This is a genomic window from Okeania sp. SIO2B9, from assembly GCF_010672505.1.
GTDB classification, from domain to species: domain Bacteria; phylum Cyanobacteriota; class Cyanobacteriia; order Cyanobacteriales; family Microcoleaceae; genus Okeania; species Okeania hirsuta.
The window spans coordinates 1-5,050 of record NZ_JAAHGK010000494.1 but is presented as its reverse complement, the minus strand read 5'-3'; the positions used below and the strand labels follow the sequence as shown (position 1 = coordinate 5,050).

The following is a 5,050-nucleotide window of genomic DNA, read 5'->3' as shown; positions in this document are numbered from 1 at the left end:
GACCCTCGCTCCCGGAGGGAACAAATTGCTCTCCGGGCACAACCTATTTGAATAAATAAAGAAAAAAGATGTTGCTGGATCTAAGGTATGAAAATAAAAACTGAAGAATCTCAAATATTTGTCATTGATATAGTTTAGCAATCGCCAAAAAATACAAATCATACCCACGCATCAGCAACACCAGAAAAAAATATTGTTCGCTAATCCTATCCACCTTAAGGAAAGTTCATTAATTGATAATTGATAATGGATAATTGATAATTACCTCTGGTTAAAACCGAGAGGATTGAATATAAGGAAATATTATTTCTTTTTTCCCCTTAAAAGGGGAGGCTTTAAACCAAAATTATTTAATAATTAATAATTATTTAAAACTGCCTTTAACTTTCTTCGTCTGGAGAAATATCACTGATTTCTGCATCAGGATTAAGGCAATTAGATAATAATTCTTCTGTAGTTAATTCCACATTAGCACTTAAACCAACAACACAAGAAGAAAAACGTTCGGGAAGTAAACTCAGACGACAACTTTCTAAAATAGCAGCTTCATTAGACTTATCTTGAATTGATTCATTAATTGTTTCTACACAAGTGCCCAACTCATCAACTCTTCTAACTCGTTGACAATTAAATAGAATATCTTCTGCTGAAAGTTCTTCTGTTGTACTATCATATATTTTTGTAACGCATCCTGATAAACCTCTGGGTTTGAGAGCTGCACCACAAGCATTAGCTACTTCTGCTTCAGATAAACCCACACTTAGCAATTCTTCAGAGCAAATTTTAAAAGATTTTTTATTTGCTTGAGCTGTTGCTAATTCCGGATTAACTATCAACAGGCCATAACTAAAAACTCCTAATAAATAAATCCAGCGCCAATGAAAGAATTTAATAGATAGAGAAAACTTCTTAAGGAATAAATTAGAAAAGTTAATGTTAGAAATATTAGGCATAATAAATAAATCAATAGGTTTACTATTCAAGAAAGGTCAATTGACAAAGCCTTGGTTAAATAGTATATAATATAAGATTGTGGTTAAATTTGATGTTAATGAGGAAATTATATGTCTCGATATAGAGGTCCACGCTTAAGAATAGCGCGTCGTCTTGGTGACTTACCAGGACTGACTCGCAAAAGTCCCAGACGTGCTTATCCCCCTGGTCAACATGGTCAAAATCGCAGAAAGCGCTCAGAGTATGCAATTCGACTAGAAGAAAAGCAAAAACTGCTTTATAATTATGGTCTCAGAGAACGGCAACTCCTACGTTATGTAAAAAAAGCTCGTCGTGCAGCAGGTTCCACAGGACAAGTATTATTGCAACTACTAGAAATGCGTTTAGATAATACTGTATTTCGTTTAGGAATGGCACCAACTATTCCCTCAGCACGACAGCTAGTTAATCATGGTCATGTAACAGTAAATGGTAAAGTTGTTAGTATTGCTAGTTATCAGTGTAAACCAGGAGAGGTAATTAGTGTTAGGCAAAAAGAGGCTTCTCAGGAATTGGTAAAAACTAATCTTCAATATCCTGGTTTAGCTAATATTCCTAGCCATTTAGAATTTGATAAAAATAAACTTGTTGGTAAGGTTAATAGTATTGTGGAACGGGAGTGGGTGGCACTTCAAATTAACGAACTATTAGTTGTGGAATATTACTCCAGACAAGCATAGAGATTTTATATCAGGGAACAGGGAACAGGGAACAGGGAACAGTAGGAAAAACATTTTCCCTTCTTTGGTTTATTATCAGTCTATGTCCTAATTAGGGTTTGCTGAAAAAGTCTTTGAGTAGGGGTAGGAGACAGCTATACTGGAGACAGGAGACAGGAAAAACGGGCAATGAGCGAGGAGGTAGGAGTAAGAATTGTTCCTTGATTTTTCTGTCATGCTCTTGCCTAAAATACGCTTCATGCATGAGCGTCAAGAGCTGAAAACCAGGCACTTTTTAAAGACTCCAAAAAGCCTAAAGTCTTTAGATGTCAATGCTTTTAGATTTGATCGGTAAGCCCTAATTAACTCGTTCTTTGCTATAGTTTTTTATCTTAAATTTTTGATTTACTCAACTAAACCCCGTTTAGTTTATTTTTAGGCGGGGTTAATGAAGTTAGAAGTCAAAAGTCAAAAATTAAGAGTCAGAATTTTTTTTGGTAACTGGGATTTTGAACAACTCTCCAAAAACATTTCGCCTCAAAAGGCTGGGTTTTAGACCCAATTATTTTGATAATATTGAAGAAGACAGAAGGCAGAAGGAAAAATTGCTGATGATAGTCAACGACCGATCATTTCGTGTCTTATAACCCCAAACAATTTTAAGCACTCCCGTTGATAACTGATAACTGATAACTGATAACTGATTTCAACCACCAATTTGTGACATAGTTCGACCATAACTTCCAGTAGTGCCAGACTCTCTTTGTTTAAAATTAATTTCTGGTTTAATACCCAACAAATATTCTACCTGCTGCCGTAACTCCTCAACAGAAACCCCACTACGCAGCGCACTTTTTAAATCTATTTGACCCATTTCATTCAAAAGGCAAGGTCTTAACCATCCATCTGCTGAGAGACGCATTCTATTACAGCGATCGCAAAAACATTCTGACATTTGACTAATAAATCCCAGTGTCCCTTTTGCTCCAGGAATCTGAAATACATCGGCAGGGCCATTTCCTTTAACAGAAGATTCTGTCAACCCCCATCGTTTCCTAATTTTTTGCCGTAATTCTTCTGAAGATATCCAACCTCGATCGTCAAATAATTTATCGTTACCAATGGGCATAAATTCAATAAATCTAACGTGCCAATTACGGTCAATAGTTAAAGCTGCTAAGTCTAAAACTTCATGGTCGTTAACCCCAGGAATTACCACTACATTTATTTTTAAAGGGTCAAAACCTACATCATAAGCAGCTTGAATGCCATTCCAAACCAGTTGCCAACGACTACGACCCCGATTACCAATAATTATATTAAAAGTATCTGAGTCTAGAGAATCTAAACTAATATTAACTCTTCTCAAGCCAGCTTTATATAAATCTTTTGCCATACCCGCCAACAAAAATCCATTAGTGGTCATTGATAGGTCCTGGGTTTCTGGGAAAGAGGCGATCGCTTCTACTAAATCTATCACACCAGGACGTAATAAAGGCTCGCCTCCGGTTAATCGAAACTGAGTAAAACCTACAGGAATAAAAACTTCTTTTAGTAGAGTTAATAATTCATTATGAGTTAGTAAGTTTTGTTGTAATACATAGTTAATTTCTGCACCTTCTGGCATACAATATTGACACCTAAAATTGCAACGATCTATCAGACTAATTCTTAAATAATCAACTTTATTCATGTTAAAAATATTGTATGGAATACAATTTGATATTATACTGAATAGCTAAGATATTTCTTAGGAGTCAGGAGTCAGGAGTCAGGAGTCAGAATGAATGGCTTTAATAGCAGTTTTTAGGTCTGAATTTATCTTTTTAGCCTAAGATATATCTCCTATAAAATATTTTAATGACATAGTCAGAGTTAAAGACGGAAAAAAGCTATAGCAGGGAATAGTTCAGGAAAGCAACAGCTCATCTGTGAGAAAAGTAAAGTATCTCTTGTGTCTTACAGTTCATCATCAACATAAGTCAAACACCAACTCGTTCCTTGCTATAGAATTTGGATTCTAAATTTCAGTAAGTTGCATAGATAAATATCTGAGCATTATTAAAACAGATTCTTTTGATGAAGTTTAGGTAGGAAAATATTTTTCTTACTGTTGCCTCTTGACTATTGCCTGTTCCCTGCAATAGCACAAAAGTGCATAAATAAAGACAACAACTCCTAACATTTCAAAAAACTCTTCAATCGTTACCAAGATTTCATAAAAAAAGTTATTAGTATCATACAAATAAGCGTAATATCCACCAACCATTTCCATCCCTATTCCACCTCCAACATAAAATATTCCAGCGAGAAAAAATAGATATTTTATTTTTCTAGGCAGAGACTGAAGAAATTTTAGATAAATGAATAGAACAGTCATAACTAATATTAATCCTGGAATTACCCAAGTGTAATAAAATATTCCCGTCGCATTCAGCATATCTCGCAAAGGATGAATTAGTTGTTCGTGCAAGCTAATTGTTTCATCAAGTCCTAGATAGAAAAATATGACAGATAGACCTATCCACTTCCAAAGATATTTATCCTTCTGTTGCCATTTTTTATGAGAAATTATTCCCAGAATGACACAGCAAAAAAATAAACTAAAAGATGAAAATAATGAAGGAATGGTATATTCTCCATCTACATTAAATTTATCAATCAATTCGGTAGAATTAGAGAAACCATAATATTGAAAAAACTGCCCGGTAATACTGGCAATAGTTAAGCCAATAACAATAAATATCAGAAATATAATGGTTTTTTTGGGAGATAAATAAATCATATTAAAGTTACTAATTTAGGAGCGTGAAATTTTGGCGACATAATCTAAATTTTGTAACGCCCCGTTCACCAGTAGCTAGACAAGGGGATTTTTACGAGTTACTCATGCCAAAATATAGCATGAAATTATCAATCTTTTATTACTGCAAACCTAAAGAATCTGCTCTCGATTATCATAAATAAGTTCCATTTTTGATAATTCATTTTCCGAGCAAATAGTAAAATATATTTTAATTTCACTTCCTTGAAAATATTTATTTATTTCATTTTTTATAAGTTCAATTCCACTCATTGCATTCTTATCAGGATCAACTAATATTATATCTATGTCATTAAATATTTTATGCCTAAGATAAGAACCGAAAAGATAAACTTTACAATTACATTTAAGAATTTCACTTTTTTTCAATGCAGATGATAATCTACTTATCCTGCTTGCTTTCTCATCCTTAAGCAAATAGTTAAAATATTTTTCCCCTTGATAACGAATTGCTCCCATGAATTCTCTGAGCATAAAAAGACCAATATTACTATTGATACATTCTTTTTTAGCACTTATAGAATAATTAGAATAGGGATTAGAGCAAATAATAGCGTCTATATTTGGATCGACA

The 5,050-nt window shown here is 33.8% G+C and carries 5 protein-coding genes; 1 reads left to right on the top strand and 4 read right to left on the bottom strand.

Annotated features, from left to right (window positions below; translation table 11 throughout):
- Positions 1-380 precede the first annotated feature (380 nt).
- Positions 381-953 carry a hypothetical protein gene (locus F6K13_RS17635; protein ID WP_124146975.1) on the bottom strand — a complete coding sequence of 191 codons (573 nt, stop codon included), beginning with the start codon at positions 951-953 and terminating at the stop codon, positions 381-383.
- 111 nt (positions 954-1,064) lie between these two features.
- On the opposite strand from F6K13_RS17635, the gene rpsD reads away from it, so the two are divergent.
- Positions 1,065-1,673 (top strand): 30S ribosomal protein S4, encoded by a 609-nt coding sequence (gene rpsD / locus F6K13_RS17630; RefSeq protein ID WP_124146974.1) that lies wholly within the window; start codon positions 1,065-1,067, stop codon positions 1,671-1,673.
- Positions 1,674-2,358: 685 nt separating this feature from the next.
- Here the strand turns inward: rpsD and moaA are convergent.
- From moaA to F6K13_RS17615, 3 genes are all read right to left on the bottom strand, one after another.
- A complete protein-coding gene (moaA, locus tag F6K13_RS17625) occupies positions 2,359-3,345 on the bottom strand; it encodes a GTP 3',8-cyclase MoaA (protein WP_124146973.1) in 987 nt (328 codons plus the stop codon).
- A 414-nt stretch (positions 3,346-3,759) separates the two neighbouring features.
- Entirely contained in the window at positions 3,760-4,437 is a 678-nt protein-coding gene (locus tag F6K13_RS17620) for a hypothetical protein (RefSeq protein WP_124146972.1), read from the bottom strand.
- A 150-nt stretch (positions 4,438-4,587) separates the two neighbouring features.
- Positions 4,588-5,050, bottom strand: a 463-nt coding sequence (locus F6K13_RS17615; RefSeq protein ID WP_287287907.1) for a hypothetical protein, incomplete at its 5' end; no start/stop codon positions are given.

Bases quoted from the DNA above. Each gene is read 5' to 3' on its own strand.
- F6K13_RS17635 (WP_124146975.1), bottom strand. From the start codon at position 953: ATGCCTAATATTTCTAACATTAACTTTTCTAATTTATTCCTTAAGAAG.
- F6K13_RS17620 (WP_124146972.1), bottom strand. From the start codon at position 4,437: ATGATTTATTTATCTCCCAAAAAAACCATTATATTTCTGATATTTATT.
- rpsD (WP_124146974.1), top strand. From the start codon at position 1,065: ATGTCTCGATATAGAGGTCCACGCTTAAGAATAGCGCGTCGTCTTGGT.
- moaA (WP_124146973.1), bottom strand. From the start codon at position 3,345: ATGAATAAAGTTGATTATTTAAGAATTAGTCTGATAGATCGTTGCAAT.